This is a genomic window from Oceanibacterium hippocampi (genome assembly GCF_900172325.1).
GTDB classification, from domain to species: Bacteria; Pseudomonadota; Alphaproteobacteria; order Sneathiellales; family Sneathiellaceae; genus Oceanibacterium; species Oceanibacterium hippocampi.
This window is the reverse complement of record NZ_FWFR01000004.1, coordinates 252197-265778: the sequence shown is the minus strand read 5'-3', so window position 1 is coordinate 265778 and position 13582 is coordinate 252197. Positions and strand designations below refer to the sequence as shown.

Here is a 13582-nt window from a genome sequence, read left to right as displayed (position 1 = left end):
ATCAGCCCTGCCTCTGCCGCGGATCTAGGATGTCGCGGATCCCATCGCCGAGCAGGTTGAAGCCGAGCACGACGATCAGGATCGCCATGCCGGGCAAGGTCGAGACCCACCACTGGTCGACGAGGTAATTCCGGCCGTCGCTGACCATCAGCCCCCATTCCGGTGCCGGCGGCTGGGCGCCGAGCCCGAGGAAGCCGAGCCCGGCGGCGATCAGGATGATCGCGCCCATGTCGAGGCTGACGCGGACGATCAGGGTCGAGAAGCACATCGGCGTGACGTGGCGGAGCATGATCCGCGCATGGCTGGCGCCGAGCACGCGGATCGCCTGGATATAGTCGCTGTTGCGGATCGCCAGCGTCTCGGCCCGGACGAGACGCGCATAGCCGGGCCAGTTGGCCACCGAGATGGCGATGATCATGTTCTCGAGCCCGGTGCCGAGCGCCGCCGCGAAGGCGATCGCGAGGATCAGCTTCGGAAAGGCCAGGAAGATGTCGGAGAGCCGCATCAGGACCTCGTCCGTTGCGCCCCCGACATAGCCGGCCAGCACCCCGACAAGCAGCCCGATCGGGCCGCTGATCAGCGCGACGAGGACGGCGATCAGGATGGTCAGGCGCGATCCGTAGACGATCCGCGAATAGATGTCGCGGCCGAGATTGTCGGTTCCGAACCAGTATTCCGCCGACGGCGGCAGCAGTCGGTCGGACAGGATCTGGTTGTAGGGATCGTGGGTCGCGAGCAGCGGCGCGGCGGCCGCGACGAGCACCAGGAAGACGATGATCAAGGTGCCCGCGACGGTGATCGGATTGCGCCGCCAGAGCGTGTAGCTGTCACCCCAGGAACGGTATCGCGCGGCGCGCCGGAGCCGGCGGATCTCCGCCCGGTCAAGGACGGCCGGTGTGCCGGGCAGGTCAGTCATTGCCGCTCGCCAGCGTGATCCGGGGGTTGAGGTAGGCATAGAGCAGATCGACCAGCAGGTTGACGATCAGGTAGAGCAGCGCCACCAGCATCGTTCCGCCGACGATCGCATTGAGATCGAGGGTCAGGAACGCGGTCGTCAGGTAGCGGCCGAGCCCGGGCCAGGAGAAGATCGTCTCGGTCAGCACCGCGCCTTCGAGAAGGCTGCCGTAGGTGAGGCCGATCATCGTCACGGTGGGCACCATGGCGTTGCGCAGCCCGTGACGCAGGATCACCAGCCATTCGGCCAGCCCCTTGACCCGCGCGGTCTTGATATATTCCTGCGTCAGCACGTCGAGCATCGAGGAACGCGCGATCCGGGCGATCCCGGCGAGGCCGTAGAGCCCGAGCACCACCGCCGGCAGGAAGGCATGCTTCAGGGCGTCCCAGAAGACTTCCCAGTCGCCGGCGATCACGCTGTCAACCAGCAGCATGCCCGTGACCCGCGGCGGTTCGAACAGCATAATGTCGAGGCGGCCGGGCTCGGGCAGCCAGCCGAGCTTGAAATAGAAGACCAGGAGCAGCAGAAGGCCGAGCCAGAAGACCGGCATCGAGACGCCGACCAGGCTGATGACGCGGGACAGGTGGTCGATCCAGCTGTTCTTGTAGACCGCCGACAGAACCCCGAGAAGCAGGCCGAAGACGACCGAAATGACCATCGCGATGGTCGCCAGTTCCAACGTCGCCGGGAAGAAATTGAGAATGTCTTCGAGGACCGGCCGGTTGGTCTGGAACGACATGCCGAGATCGCCGTGCATCAGGCGTTCGACATAGCGGTAGAACTGGACATGGATCGGCTGGTCAAAGCCGTAGACCACGCGGAGCCGTTCGACCGTTTCTTCCGGCGCCTGGGGCCCGGCGATCGCAGCCAGCGGATCGAGCGGGATCACCATCGACAGGAAGAAAGTCACCACCGCGATACCGGCAATGGTGAAGAACAGACTGCCCAGACGCTTGATCAGATATGCTGCCATATGTCGATCCGGCGGGCGCCGGCCCGGCGCCGGGAGCGGCGTCGGGCCGGATTTCGCCCATGCGGATCAGCCCTTGCTGATCGTGTAGAGTTTCCAGAGATCGAATGACGGCGGCGGCACGAAGCCCTCGATGTTGTCGCGCACGCCATACTGGTAGAGCGGCTGGAACAGGAAGATGTAGGGGCCATCCTCCTGGATGATCTCGTTGGCCTGCTTGTAGAAATCGATCCGTTTGGCCTGGTCCATCTCCGCGCCGGCCATCTTGATCAGCTCGGCAGTCTGGTCGTTCTCGTAGACGTTCCGCCAGGAAAGCTGCTTGGCGGTATAGTCGGCGAAGGGTTGGGCATTGGTATGCGGATCGACGTAATCCGGCCCCCAGCGCGCCATGATCAGTTCATGTTCCTGCGCCCGGTAGCGCGGCCAGAGCTGGGCGGAGACAAGCTGGTTGATCTTCACCGTGATACCGATCTTGGCAAACGACGCCTGCAGGACCTGCGAGAGTTCAGGGTTCGGCGTCTGGTCGCCGGTATCGATCGAAATCTCGAAGCCATCCTTGAAGCCGGCCTCGGCCATCAGCGCCTTGGCCTTCTCGATGTCCTGCCGGTAGACGATCTTGTCGCTGTAGCCGGCGAAGCCTTCGGGAATGAAGGTATTAATCTGCTTAGCCGCGCCGCCCATGATGTTGTTGATGATGCCGTCATAGTCGACCGCATAGCGCAACGCCTGGCGGACCTTGGCATTGGCGAGCGGGCCTTCCCGCGTGTTGATGCCGACATAGTAGATCGTCGTGCTCGGGAACTTGTCGATATGCAGGCCGGCGGCGCCTTCGAGTGCCTTGACCTGATCCGGGAACAGCTCCCAGGCGATGTCGATATCGCCCTTCTCGAGCTGCAGGCGACGGCTGGTCGCCTCGTTGATCTCCTTCAGGATGACCCGCTTGACCTTCGGCACGTTGCCCCAGTGCTTCTCGTTGGCGTCCAGCGCCACCCGCTCGTTCTTCGCCCACTGGCGCAGGATGAACGAGCCGGAGCCGGCGGAATTGGTCGCCAGCCAGGTCAGGCCCATGTCGCCGTCCGGATACTTGTCGGTCTTCTGGGCGTGCTCCATCACGACCTTGGAATCGACGATGCTCGACACCCCGGCCGCGAGACAGGCCAGGAAGATGCCGCCCGCATAGGGCTTGTCGAGGGTGATCTGGACCGTGTGGTCGTCGATCGCCTTCAGCGAATCCGGCGTGATGCCGAACTGGGTCAGGATGAAGGAGGGCTGGTCCTGAAGCACGACGACGCGCTTGAAGGAATAGACGACGTCAGCGGCGGTCACGGGATTGCCGCTGTGGAACACGGCATCGTCGCGCAGCTTGAACGTCCAGGTCCGGCCGTCGTCGGCGACCGACCAGGACGTTGCCAGCGAGGCTTCGGGCGCTTCGTAGCTGCCCGGCGGAAAATCGAGAAGGCGATCGTAGATCTGCGTGACGAGGCCGACGCCGGCGAACTCGAACGCCTTTGCCGGGTCGAGCGAGATCAGGTCGCTGGTCGCCATACCGATGACCAGCACGTCGTTGCGTCCCTGCGCGTTGGCATCGTTCGGCACGGCCTGAAGGAGGCCGAGCGCCATCGCCACCGATAGGGCGAGGACGGTGAATATACGTCTCATCATGAAGCTCCCCAGTTTTTGGTGTCCCATGGACTTGTCGAACTGAAAGCACTCGAACCATCGGAACTGCATTAAGGGGATTCTGGTCACAAATCGGCCCAGCGGGCAAGGAGGCCTCGGCCTTGGCCGGAGCCGGTGCGATCACTAGACTGCGATCTCATGGACAGGAACGACTCCCCGCAGGGACCAGAAGCGAATCCGCCCACCGGGCTGCCGGCGGTCGGCCGGGCCCTCTGGCATCTCCGCGCCGGCAACTGGCGGAAGGCCCACGAGATCGTGCAGGACGACCCCGGCCCGGCAGCGGCGTGGATTCACGCGCATCTGCACCGTCAGGAAGGGGACGAGGCGAACGCCGCCTACTGGTATCGCCGCGCCGGCCAGCCGGTCTGCCGGGAGCCGCTCGAAGCGGAATGGCGGGCCCTCGCGGGAGAACTCGCGCCGAGCCTGCTCAAGCCCTGATTCGCACGCGCCTCGGCGCTTCCCGTTCCCGCGCTCAGTCGGTATAGCGGACGAACGGCGACAGCCGGCCGATCCGGTCATAGAGCCGGCGGGCGGTCACGTTGTCCTCGGCCGTGTGCCAGTAGACCTGGTCGCAGCCGCGCCGGGCGGATGCGGCAAAGACTGCCTCGATCAGGGCCCGGCCGGCGCCGCTGCCGCGGATCCCGGGCGCGACGAAAAGATCCTCAAGATAGCAGCGTTCGGCCGGCGCCCAGGTGCTCAGGTGGAAGACAAAGTGGACGAAGCCGATCATGCGGCCGTCCGTGTCGAGCGCGGCGAGCCCGTCCAGCGGCACCACCGGATCGAGCAGCCGCGCCCAGGTCCGTTCGCTGATCCCGGGCGCGAGCTCGGTCTCGTAGAACGACAGGTAACCGGACCAGAGCGGCAGCCACGCCGCGTGATCTTCCGCCTGCAACGGTCTCGTCGTGATCGCCATCCGCTTCGTTCCTTTTCGCCGTCCGCAGCCGGCCGCCATTTAGCACAGGCGGCCGGAGCACGGAAAGCGCCGGAAGCGGCGTGATCAGCCAGCCTGCGTCTCGTCCCAGAAGACCGCCTCGATCTTGTGGCCGTCGGGGTCGCGGGCGAAACAGCCATAGTAGGGTGCGCCGTAGTGCGGGCGCGGCCCGGGCTTGCCGTCATCCTTCGCGCCGGCCTTCAGTGCCGCGTCGTAAAAGGCGTGTACCAGGTCCCTGCTGCCAACCATGAAGGCGAAATGAGTGCCGTTGCCGATACTTGCCTTCTTGCCGTCGATCGGCGCCTGGACCCAGAATTCCGGAAAGACCTTCCCGTAAGCCACGGCATCCTCGAACTCGAGAACGCGTTTCACGCCGATCGCGGACAGCACCGCGTCATAGAACGCCGCGGCTTTCGTGAAATCATTCGTGCCGACCGAAACGTGGGAGATGATCGAGGGGTTTTCTTCGCTCATGGCGCAATCCTTTCGTTGAAGACAGATTGATGATACCCCACCGCTACTGCCAACATGCTGTCAGCAGTGTTCGGAGATACTGCATCGCTGTGCCCGGTGGCGGGCCACGATAACGGTGGAGGCAAGATCCGATGCGCCGGGCGGAACGGCTTTTTCGTGTGATCCAGTATCTCAAGCGGGCCGGGCAACCGGTCACCGCCGCCGCGATCGGCCGCCATCTGGAAGTCTCCGTGCGGACCGTCTACCGCGATATCGCGCATCTCGTCGGTTCCGGCGTGCCGATCGAGGGCGAAGCCGGAGTGGGCTATGTGCTGCGGGATGCCTATGAACTGGCGCCCGTCACGTTCACCTTCGAACAGCTCGAGGCCCTCGCGTTCGGCGTCCGGGCGACGGCGGCGCTTGCTGATCGTGACCTCGCCGATTCCGCCCGTGCCGCTCTGGCCAAGATCGAGGCGGCCTTGCCCGAGGCCCATGCCTCCCGCCTGCGCGACGCCCCTCTCTACGCCTTCCGGTCCGACGACACGCCCGCCGCGCCGGATCATTTGTCGCGGCTTCGCCTCGCCGTCCGGGAAAAGCGCAAGGCCCGCCTCGATTACGCGAGCATTGCTGGCCAGCAGACCGAGCGGACCGTCTGGCCGCTTGCCCTGATCCGATGGAGCCATGTCTGGATGCTCGCGGGCTGGTGCGAACTGCGCGGCGACTTCCGCAGCTTCCGGGTCGAACGGATCGACCGCCTCGCCCTTCTGAAGGATCGCTATCCCGATCAGCCCGGTCGGACCCTTGCCGACTTCGTCGCCCGCCAGACCGGCCGGTGAGAACCGGCCGCGATGTCACCAGTTCTATACTTTTTCCCTAAACGGCTTTGCAGTCGTCCCTGATCGCCGGTAGATCTGGCCGCGTAGCAACAAGAGCAGAGGCAATTCAGGCATGAACAACATGGACGACTTGAACGACAAGGCCCAGGCGATCTGGGAGATGGTCCTGGCGACCATCACCACCTACGGACTGAGCGTCCTGGGCGCGATCGTGATCCTGATCCTCGGCCTCTGGATCGCCGGGGTTCTGCAACGCACGGTTCTCAGCGCCTGCCGCCGGAGCAAACGGGTCGACGAAACCCTGAGCGTCTTCCTGTCGAGCCTGACGAAATATCTCGTCATCGCCTTTACCGTCATCGCCGTTCTCTCGGAATTCGGCGTGCAGACGGCGAGCCTGATCGCCCTTCTCGGCGCCGCCGGCCTCGCCATCGGCCTCGCCCTCCAGGGAACGCTCAGCCACATCGCCGCCGGTGTCATGCTGCTGCTGTTCCGCCCCTTCAAGGTCGGCGACTATATCGAGGGCGGCGGCCAGGCCGGCACGGTCAAGTCGATCTCGCTGTTCACCACCGAGCTTGCCACTCCGGACAATGTCCAGATCATCGTGCCGAATGGCGAGATGTGGGGCACGGCGGTCAAGAATTACTCGCACCATGCGACCCGCCGCATCGACATCCCTGTCGGGATCGGCTACGGCGACGATATCGACGCCGCGATGAAGACCCTGAAGGAACTCGCCGAGGCCGATTCACGCGTCCTCAAGGACCCGGCGCCGATGCTGGCGGTCAATGCGCTTGGCGCCAGCTCGGTCGATCTGATCGTCCGCGTCTGGTGCAATGCCGGCGACTACTGGCCGCTCCGCTTCGACCTCAACAAGACGGTCAAGCAGCGCCTCGACCGCGAGGGCATCGAGATCCCGTTCCCGCAGCGGACGGTTCACCTGATCTCGGAAAGCGAGAGCGCCAGCGAGTCCTGATCCGATTCCGTCCGGTCGCCATCGCCCGGTCGGGTGGCGACGGCCGGACGGAACTCGATTTCCCTGAGCAGCTTCCGCCGCATCGCGCCGGCAAAGTCCTCGAACCCCTCGACAGTCATCACGAAGGCATTCGGGCCGGTGATCATTTCCCGCTCGTAGTATTTCCCGAGCCCAGGATCGTCGGAAAGGATGGCGAGCCCGTTGATCGTCACGTCATGGGCGTTCGCCATCTCGCGGGCCTGGGAAATCTGCACGACATATTCCCTCGGCGGCGTTTCGCGTCCATCGCCCGAGACATCGACGACCCGGCGCCGTCCCTCGATCCCGTTCTCTTTCATCGAGCGGATCGCCCGGGCAATGCCGGCGCCGATTCCGGTGCCGCCCGAAAGCCGGCGTTGAAAGCCTTCGACGGCATCGGCGAAGCCGCCGGCATCGAAGCGTGAACCGATGACATACCAGCCGGTCATTTCCTTGCGCATTTCCGGCTGTGCCCAGAGCAGGAGCGAAACCGCGATTCGCCCCAACGGCCCATCGGTGATCGCCTTCAGCACCTCCGGATCCCGGAAGCCGGCGGCGATCCCGCCGAGTTGCAGGCGCAACTCGTTCTGATCGACGCTGCCCGAGGCATCGACGGCGAGAACGAGTTCGAGGTCGACCGCTTCCTCGGCCCTGGCATCCGGCATGAAGCTCGTCGCCAGCAGGACGAGCGACAGCAGGCAGGCAACCAGCCGGCCCTGCCGGACAGCGACGCTAGAGTTCCACGCCCGGCCGGAGCGAACTGCCGTCGGCCAGGCGGGCAAAACGGAACGGCGTCGGATCGACCGACGGCCTGTCTCCGCTGACGAGCTCGGCCGCGAGCCGCCCGGCCCCGGGGCCGATCCCGAAACCGTGGCCGCTGAAACCAGTCGCGAGGAACAGTCCCGGCAATGCATCGACCGACGATATCACGGGTACCGCGTCCGGCGTTACATCGATCATTCCGGCCCATTGCTCGGCAACCCGCAGGTCCGCGAGGATCGGCCAGGCATCGGCAAGCTTCTGACGGGCGCGCTCCAGGACTGCGGGATCGGGCGCCGGATCCCAGACGCGGCATTGCTCGAACGGGGAGACCTCGTCGAGCGACCAGTCGGTCGACCGGAACAGCTCGTGGAAAAAGCGTGCGCCGAAGCGGATCTTCATGTTCTCCGACTCGGCGCGATAGGAATGCCAGAACCGGAACAGCCAGCGGAAGGCGTCCGGTGTGATGTCGAAGCGGCCGGAACCGCCGTGGGCGATCGTGTAGCCGCCGTCCTGGCGCCGCCGGATCGAGAAGTCCGGCGTCGAGACACCGCCCTCGGTGATCGCCGGTCCCGGCCCGGTGCGCATGACCGAGGCGCGGATCATCAACTGCGGCAGGCTGATCCCGTGCCGCCGGCAGAACAGGCTCGACCAGGCCCCGCCGGCGCAGAGCACGGCATCGGTCGCGATGCGGCCGCGTTCGGTGACAACCCCCGAGACCCGCCCGGCGGAGGTTTCGATTCCGCGCACCGCGCATTCGACATGCAGGCTGGCGCCCGCGCGCATCGCCGCCCGGGCGATCGCCGGCGCCGCCATGGCGGGTTCGGCGCGGCCGTCGCTCGGCGTCCAGAGCCCGCCCGGCCAGGACCGGCTGCCGCCCGGCACCAGTCCGTCGACGTCCCTGGAAGACAGCAACCGCGTGTCGAGCTGATGCGTCCGTGCATGTTCAAGCCAGTCTTCCCAGCGGGCGACCTCCGTCTCGTCCCGGGCCAGGTAGAGCACGCCGCCCTGGTGGAAGCCGACACTGTCGCCGATCTCCGCCTCGAGACTTCGCCAGATCCGCAGGCTCTCGACGATCAGCGGCAATTCCGCCGGATCGCGACCCTGCTGGCGGCAATAGCCCCAGTTGCGGCTCGACTGCTCGGCGCCGATCCGGCCCTTCTCGCAGAGCGCGACCTGCAATCCGCGTTTCGCGAGTTCATAGGCGGCACTGGCGCCAATGATACCGCCGCCGACAACGACGACATCGGCCTTCTCGGGAAAGCCCTTGCTCGGAACGACGGGATCGACGGGCGGAGACATGATCGGACCACGGACTCGACGGACGGCAGCGGCTACACGCTCCACGCGAACAGGGGAACGCGCGGTAGCGTCGTGCTGGTACGCGCGATCATAATACCTCCATCCGCTGCCCTTCCAGCGGGATCGTGACGGAGCATCCGGTCGGCAGTGGCCGCGGGGGCGGTGTCAGGGCCGCGGCCGGATCCGCCATTCGAAGACCGGGTCGCCACGATCGGCACGCGACCGCACGTCCAGCAGCAGGAAGCGGTCGTGACTGGCGAGCGCGCCCTGCCAGAGCCCGTTCCAGGCCTCGAACAGCGCCGGATTGGGATGCGCGACACCGCCAGCAAGACGCCAGCCCGACTGGCGGACAACCGCCGCCTCGTCGTCGCGCGACCATTCCGCCCGATCGCCCGAGGCGCTTGCAATCGCTACCATGAAGGCGGCGAAACCCTCTGCACCCGGCCGGTCGAGCCCGAGCAGGCGGGCGACACGTCCGTGAAACTGGGCGCCGATCAGATAGGCGGCATGGCGGCCGAGCGCGGCCGCGTCGCCCGGCCCGAAGGCGGCGACCAGTTCCGGCAGACCGTTCCGAAGATAGTCCATCGCGTAGTTGCGGTTCGCCTTGTGCAATCGCGCCGCCGGCCAGTCGCCGGAGTCGAGCACGGGCGTCGCCGACGGATCGAACGGTGGCGGCACTTCGTCAGGGGCGAAGGAATACCGCTCCTCCGGCGCGAGGTCGCGGTCGTATTCCCGAAAATATCCGGCGAAGCCGTATTGCAGCGTCGTGTCCTGGCTGGTGCAGACGAAGCCGAGACGCGGATTGCCGAGCGAGACACCGTTCTCCGCGTACCAGCCCCTGATATAGCCCTGTCCGGCCTCGACCGGGACCGCGCAGATCGCCGCCCTGTCGTAGATCCAGCGCGGATGGCAGAAACGCAGCCAAGCCTTGTCGTCGGCCTCGTACATATACTCGACCTCGACCCCGCCGATCATGTTCGAGAGGTAGTGATATTGCGCCGACGCAACTGCGTCGGGGAGCCCGCCAAGTCCAAGCTTCCCGAAACTCGACAGGAATTTCTCGCGGTGCTGGCGGCGAAAGACCCGGAACATCCAGTCGCCCACATCCCTTGCGCCGCGTCGGCTCGCCACTGTCAGGATCAGGCCGGTGAAGAAGTTGTGGTAGAGCGTCGCGACCGCCTGCCAGCCGGCAATCTCGCTGCCCGGCTCGCACGGCTGACCCAGCACCTGACGAAACGGATTCCCCGCCATCTTCGCACTCTCCTGCCCGGTCGGCGGACAGCCTAACCGGCCAGCCGTCGGCTGCAAACCGGGAAGCCCCGGCGGGCCTCAGCCAGTGAACGGAAAACGTTCGATCTGCCGGAACGGCGCGCCTGGCGCCGGCTGCTCGAACAGCGCGATCCCGTCGACCCCGAGGGGCTCGGCGGTCACGTCGGCGAAACGCGCTTCCAGATGCGCCAGAAGCCGCGCCCGCAGGTCCGCATCGAGACGCGACGTCAACGTCATGTGGAAACGGAATTCCTCGAAGACATAGGGATAGCCCCAGCGGCCGAGCAGTGCCTCCTGGCGGGCGCTGAGCCCGGCCGCCCGACGCTTCGCCAGTTCCCGGTCCGACGGCGGTGCCCGGAAATCGTCGAAGTGGGCGACACAATCGCCGGCCAGACGCCCGAGCGGTCGCGACAGCACGGTGGGCACCAGCGCCAGGAACGCCGCGAGATCGGCAACCACGAGCGGCGGCGCCTCGAAGGCCGGCCGGGGCGATGCAAAGACACGCATCCGGTCCACGAGATCCGGCAGCGTCCGGCCACCAGCAAGGTGAAAGGGGGGTTTCAGCGTCGCGTGGAAGCCGTAGCCTGCTGCCGCAGCCGTCACCCGCCGCCAGCAATCGGGATCGATGCCCGACGGGGCCTCGAACAGCGCACCGCTAACCGGGTCGCGGCCGAGCCAGCGGCACCCTGTCAGCCAGAGCGGGGAGGCGGGATCGGGCGTGAAATAGATCGCGTAGCGGGGCACGGTCATGCCGCTCAGACGACCTGGCGCCCTTCCCGCCAGGTCGTGCGCACGACCGGCAGATCGTCGATCACGCCGACCCGGACGAGGTCCGCGCGCTTGCCGACGGCGATCTCGCCCCGGTCGTCGAGCCGGGCCATGCGTGCCGGATTGCGGGTCACCGTCGCCACCGCGTCCGGCATGGAAAAGCCGAGCCGGTCGACCAGGACGAAGGCGGCATGGATCAGGCTCGCCGGGACATAGTCGGAGGACAGCCCGTCCAGGAGGCCCAGTCCGCCCAGTTCCAGCGCCGAGACATTGCCCGAGTGCGAGCCGCCGCGAACCACGTTCGGCGCGCCCATGATGATCCCCATGTCGCGGGCACGCGCCTTGTGGGCGGCGACGGTCGAGCAGGGAAACTCCGAGATCGTCATGCCGGCGGCATGGGCCTCCTCGACATGTTCTTCCGTCGTGTCGTCATGGCTGGCGAGCGGGATGTCGCGGTCGCGGACCAGCGCGATGATCTGCTGCCGGTGGCGGTCGGCATAGCGTGCCTGGCTGATCCGCCGGGTCTCGATCTCGGCCCGGAATTCCGCGTCGGTCAGACCGCGTTCCTGGTGAAACCGCTTGAAACTCGCCATGTCGCGCCATTGCCGCTGGCCAGGGGTGTGATCCATCAGCGAAACGAGCTGCACCAGCGGATCGTCGGCGAACGGTTCGAACATCGCGACCACCTGGCTGTCGCCGACCTCGCAGCGGAGATGCAGGAGATGCTCCGCGCGCAGCAGGCCCTCGTCCCGGGCCCGCTTGATCGCTGCGACTGCCTTGGGCAGCAGTTCCTTGCGGCCGCTGTCCTCGCGATACTCGCCGACCGAGATCGCGTCGTAGACGGTGGTGATGCCGGCGCCTGCGACCTGCAAGTCATGGGCGCAGATCGACGCAACGGCGTTCGGCCAGAAGACGCCCGGACGCGGCTGAAGGTGCTTCTCCAGGTTGTCGGTATGCAGTTCGACAAGGCCCGGCAGCAGGTAGTCGCCGCCGAAATCGATGGCGTCGGCCGGCGCCGCCGGGCCGCTGTCGACCGCCGCGATGATCCCGTCCCGGAGCTTGACCGTGCCGTCCACGACGGCGTCGGCGGTCACGATCCGGGCATTCCGGATACTCAGTTCCTGCATCGTCTTCCGTTCCGTCCACTTCGCATCAGGTGATCGTCAGGCCGCGAGACGCCCGCCCGGCATCTCGAACAGCCGGTCGGCGATTGCGTTCCGAACTTCGTGATCATGGCAGATCGCGACGATTGCCGCGCCATCCCGTTTCGCTTCTTCTATCAGCTCGATCACGACGTTCCTGTTACCCTCGTCGAGCGATGCCGTCGGCTCGTCGAGCAGTAGCACCGGCCGCGCCAGCGCGAAACCGTGCGCGATGTTGACCCGTTGCTGCTCGCCGCCGGAAAAGGTCGCCGGCGCCAGTTTCCACAGCCGCGAGGGCAGGTTGAGCCGGGCCAGCAGCTCGGCTGCCCGGCGCTCGGCCGCCGCCGCGTCGATACCCGCCGCGCGGAGCGGCTGGGCAACGATGTCGATGGTCGCAACGCGGGGAATGACCCGGAGAAACTGGCTAACGTGACCCAGGGTACGGCGTCGGACCGCCAGGATCTCGTGTGCCGGCGCGGTCGCCAGATCCACGATGCGATCCTCATGGCGGATCTCGATGCGACCCGCGTCAACCCGGTAGTTGGCATAGAGCGATCGCATGAGCGTCGACTTTCCGCAGCCGGAACGGCCGGAAAGCACCACGCATTCGCCGGCCCGGACGGAAAAGTCGAGGCCGGCGAAGACCGGGATCTCGACGCCGCCCTGGGTATGCAGCACGAAAGTCTTGGCGAGCCCGCTGGCGCGGAGCACGGTGCCGTCGTCGATACCACTCGCGTCCTTCATGGTCATGCCTGCAGCACCGAACTTACCAGCAACTGGCTATAGGGGTGGGTCGGGTCGTCGAGGACCTGGTCGGTCAGTCCCTCCTCGACCACGCGGCCGTCCTTCATCACGATCAGCCTGTCGGCGAGCAACCGGGCAACGGCGAGGTCGTGGGTGACGAGGATCGCCGAAACGCCGAGTTCCCGGGTCAACCCGCGGATCAGGTCGAGAAGCCGGGCCTGCACCGACACGTCGAGGCCGCCGGTCGGCTCGTCCATGAAGACGAGGCGCGGCTGGATCACCAGGTTGCGGGCGAACTGGAGACGCTGCTGCATGCCGCCGGAAAATTCCGCTGGGGAATCGTCGATCCGCCCGAGATCGAGCTCGACCTTCGCCATCCAGTCGCCGGCCGCGCCCCGGACCTCGCCGTAATGGCGGGCGCCGACCGCCATCAGCCGCTCCCCGATATTGCCGCCGGCGCTGATCCCCATGCGCAGGCCATCGCGCGGATTCTGGTGCACCACGCCCCATTCGGTGCGCTGCAGCCAGCGCCGCTCCGGCTCGCTGAGGCCGCGATAGAGATCGAACGGACCGCGATCGCGCAAGGCGTAACGGACCTCACCGGCCTGCGGTGCCAGCGTCCCCGACAGAACCCGGAGCAGCGTCGTCTTGCCGGAACCGGATTCGCCGACGATGCCGAGCACCTCGCCGGCCTGCAGGCTGAAGCTCACATCGCGGCAGGCAACCAGGTCACCGAACCGCCGGGTAACGCGATCGACCGAAAGGATCGGTGTCATGTCGTC

The 13582-nt window shown here is 66.4% G+C and carries 15 protein-coding genes; 3 read left to right on the top strand and 12 right to left on the bottom strand.

Annotated elements, in window-relative coordinates; translation table 11 throughout:
• Window position 1: 1 nt before the first annotated feature.
• From nikC to OCH7691_RS20055, 3 genes are all read right to left on the bottom strand, one after another.
• Entirely contained in the window at window positions 2-916 is a 915-nt protein-coding gene (gene nikC / locus OCH7691_RS20065; RefSeq protein WP_085885378.1) for a nickel transporter permease, read from the bottom strand.
• Window positions 909-1928: an ABC transporter permease gene (locus tag OCH7691_RS20060; RefSeq protein ID WP_085885377.1), complete on the bottom strand. Its 1020-nt coding sequence runs from the start codon at window positions 1926-1928 to the stop codon at window positions 909-911. The genes nikC and OCH7691_RS20060 overlap by 8 nt, the downstream gene beginning before the upstream one ends.
• A 66-nt stretch (window positions 1929-1994) precedes the next feature.
• The gene (locus tag OCH7691_RS20055; protein WP_176245177.1) at window positions 1995-3584 is read right to left on the bottom strand and encodes an ABC transporter substrate-binding protein; all 1590 of its coding nucleotides are present in this window, start codon (window positions 3582-3584) and stop codon (window positions 1995-1997) included.
• Window positions 3585-3743: 159 nt separating this feature from the next.
• Between OCH7691_RS20055 and OCH7691_RS20050 the strand changes: the two genes are divergently transcribed.
• Complete coding sequence (locus OCH7691_RS20050; RefSeq protein WP_085885375.1) at window positions 3744-4043, top strand: hypothetical protein; 300 nt, start codon at window positions 3744-3746, stop codon at window positions 4041-4043.
• 34 nt (window positions 4044-4077) lie between these two features.
• Here OCH7691_RS20050 and OCH7691_RS20045 read toward each other — a convergent pair whose 3' ends face one another.
• Window positions 4078-4518 carry a GNAT family N-acetyltransferase gene (locus tag OCH7691_RS20045; RefSeq protein ID WP_085885374.1) on the bottom strand — a complete coding sequence of 147 codons (441 nt, stop codon included), beginning with the start codon at window positions 4516-4518 and terminating at the stop codon, window positions 4078-4080.
• An 84-nt stretch (window positions 4519-4602) separates the two neighbouring features.
• Entirely contained in the window at window positions 4603-5010 is a 408-nt protein-coding gene (locus OCH7691_RS20040; protein ID WP_085885373.1) for a VOC family protein, read from the bottom strand.
• 131 nt (window positions 5011-5141) lie between these two features.
• Between OCH7691_RS20040 and OCH7691_RS20035 the strand changes: the two genes are divergently transcribed.
• Together OCH7691_RS20035 and OCH7691_RS20030 are read left to right on the top strand one after the other, a co-directional pair.
• Window positions 5142-5825: a helix-turn-helix transcriptional regulator gene (locus OCH7691_RS20035; protein ID WP_085885372.1), complete on the top strand. Its 684-nt coding sequence runs from the start codon at window positions 5142-5144 to the stop codon at window positions 5823-5825.
• Between the two features lie 121 nt (window positions 5826-5946).
• Window positions 5947-6798, top strand: coding sequence for a mechanosensitive ion channel family protein (locus OCH7691_RS20030; protein ID WP_085885459.1), 852 nt, complete (start codon window positions 5947-5949; stop codon window positions 6796-6798).
• On the opposite strand, the gene OCH7691_RS20025 is transcribed toward OCH7691_RS20030, so the two are convergent.
• From OCH7691_RS20025 to phnK, 7 genes are all read right to left on the bottom strand, one after another.
• Window positions 6759-7598 (bottom strand): DUF1194 domain-containing protein, encoded by an 840-nt coding sequence (locus tag OCH7691_RS20025; RefSeq protein WP_085885371.1) that lies wholly within the window; start codon window positions 7596-7598, stop codon window positions 6759-6761. The genes OCH7691_RS20030 and OCH7691_RS20025 overlap by 40 nt on opposite strands.
• Window positions 7549-8877: an NAD(P)/FAD-dependent oxidoreductase gene (locus OCH7691_RS20020; RefSeq protein ID WP_085885370.1), complete on the bottom strand. Its 1329-nt coding sequence runs from the start codon at window positions 8875-8877 to the stop codon at window positions 7549-7551. Before OCH7691_RS20020 ends, OCH7691_RS20025 begins: the two co-directional genes overlap by 50 nt.
• 165 nt (window positions 8878-9042) lie before the next feature.
• Window positions 9043-10128, bottom strand: a complete 1086-nt coding sequence (locus OCH7691_RS20015) for a hypothetical protein (protein WP_139839814.1) — start codon at window positions 10126-10128, stop codon at window positions 9043-9045.
• A gap of 78 nt (window positions 10129-10206) precedes the next feature.
• Entirely contained in the window at window positions 10207-10896 is a 690-nt protein-coding gene (locus OCH7691_RS20010; protein ID WP_085885368.1) for a DUF1045 domain-containing protein, read from the bottom strand.
• Window positions 10897-10901: 5 nt separating this feature from the next.
• The gene (locus OCH7691_RS20005; protein WP_085885367.1) at window positions 10902-12041 is read right to left on the bottom strand and encodes an alpha-D-ribose 1-methylphosphonate 5-triphosphate diphosphatase; all 1140 of its coding nucleotides are present in this window, start codon (window positions 12039-12041) and stop codon (window positions 10902-10904) included.
• A gap of 36 nt (window positions 12042-12077) precedes the next feature.
• Window positions 12078-12806, bottom strand: a complete 729-nt coding sequence (gene phnL / locus OCH7691_RS20000) for a phosphonate C-P lyase system protein PhnL (protein WP_085885366.1) — start codon at window positions 12804-12806, stop codon at window positions 12078-12080.
• A complete protein-coding gene (phnK, locus tag OCH7691_RS19995) occupies window positions 12803-13576 on the bottom strand; it encodes a phosphonate C-P lyase system protein PhnK (protein WP_085885458.1) in 774 nt (257 codons plus the stop codon). The genes phnL and phnK overlap by 4 nt, the downstream gene beginning before the upstream one ends.
• Window positions 13577-13582 lie beyond the last annotated feature (6 nt).

Excerpts from the sequence above, each read along its gene's own strand:
- nikC (WP_085885378.1), bottom strand. The coding sequence starts at position 916 with ATGACTGACCTGCCCGGCACACCGGCCGTCCTTGACCGGGCGGAGATC.
- OCH7691_RS20060 (WP_085885377.1), bottom strand. The coding sequence starts at position 1,928 with ATGGCAGCATATCTGATCAAGCGTCTGGGCAGTCTGTTCTTCACCATT.
- OCH7691_RS20055 (WP_176245177.1), bottom strand. The coding sequence starts at position 3,584 with ATGAGACGTATATTCACCGTCCTCGCCCTATCGGTGGCGATGGCGCTC.
- OCH7691_RS20050 (WP_085885375.1), top strand. The coding sequence starts at position 3,744 with ATGGACAGGAACGACTCCCCGCAGGGACCAGAAGCGAATCCGCCCACC.
- OCH7691_RS20045 (WP_085885374.1), bottom strand. The coding sequence starts at position 4,518 with ATGGCGATCACGACGAGACCGTTGCAGGCGGAAGATCACGCGGCGTGG.
- OCH7691_RS20040 (WP_085885373.1), bottom strand. The coding sequence starts at position 5,010 with ATGAGCGAAGAAAACCCCTCGATCATCTCCCACGTTTCGGTCGGCACG.
- OCH7691_RS20035 (WP_085885372.1), top strand. The coding sequence starts at position 5,142 with ATGCGCCGGGCGGAACGGCTTTTTCGTGTGATCCAGTATCTCAAGCGG.
- OCH7691_RS20030 (WP_085885459.1), top strand. The coding sequence starts at position 5,947 with ATGGACGACTTGAACGACAAGGCCCAGGCGATCTGGGAGATGGTCCTG.
- OCH7691_RS20020 (WP_085885370.1), bottom strand. The coding sequence starts at position 8,877 with ATGTCTCCGCCCGTCGATCCCGTCGTTCCGAGCAAGGGCTTTCCCGAG.
- OCH7691_RS20015 (WP_139839814.1), bottom strand. The coding sequence starts at position 10,128 with ATGGCGGGGAATCCGTTTCGTCAGGTGCTGGGTCAGCCGTGCGAGCCG.
- OCH7691_RS20010 (WP_085885368.1), bottom strand. The coding sequence starts at position 10,896 with ATGACCGTGCCCCGCTACGCGATCTATTTCACGCCCGATCCCGCCTCC.
- OCH7691_RS20005 (WP_085885367.1), bottom strand. The coding sequence starts at position 12,041 with ATGCAGGAACTGAGTATCCGGAATGCCCGGATCGTGACCGCCGACGCC.
- phnL (WP_085885366.1), bottom strand. The coding sequence starts at position 12,806 with ATGACCATGAAGGACGCGAGTGGTATCGACGACGGCACCGTGCTCCGC.
- phnK (WP_085885458.1), bottom strand. The coding sequence starts at position 13,576 with ATGACACCGATCCTTTCGGTCGATCGCGTTACCCGGCGGTTCGGTGAC.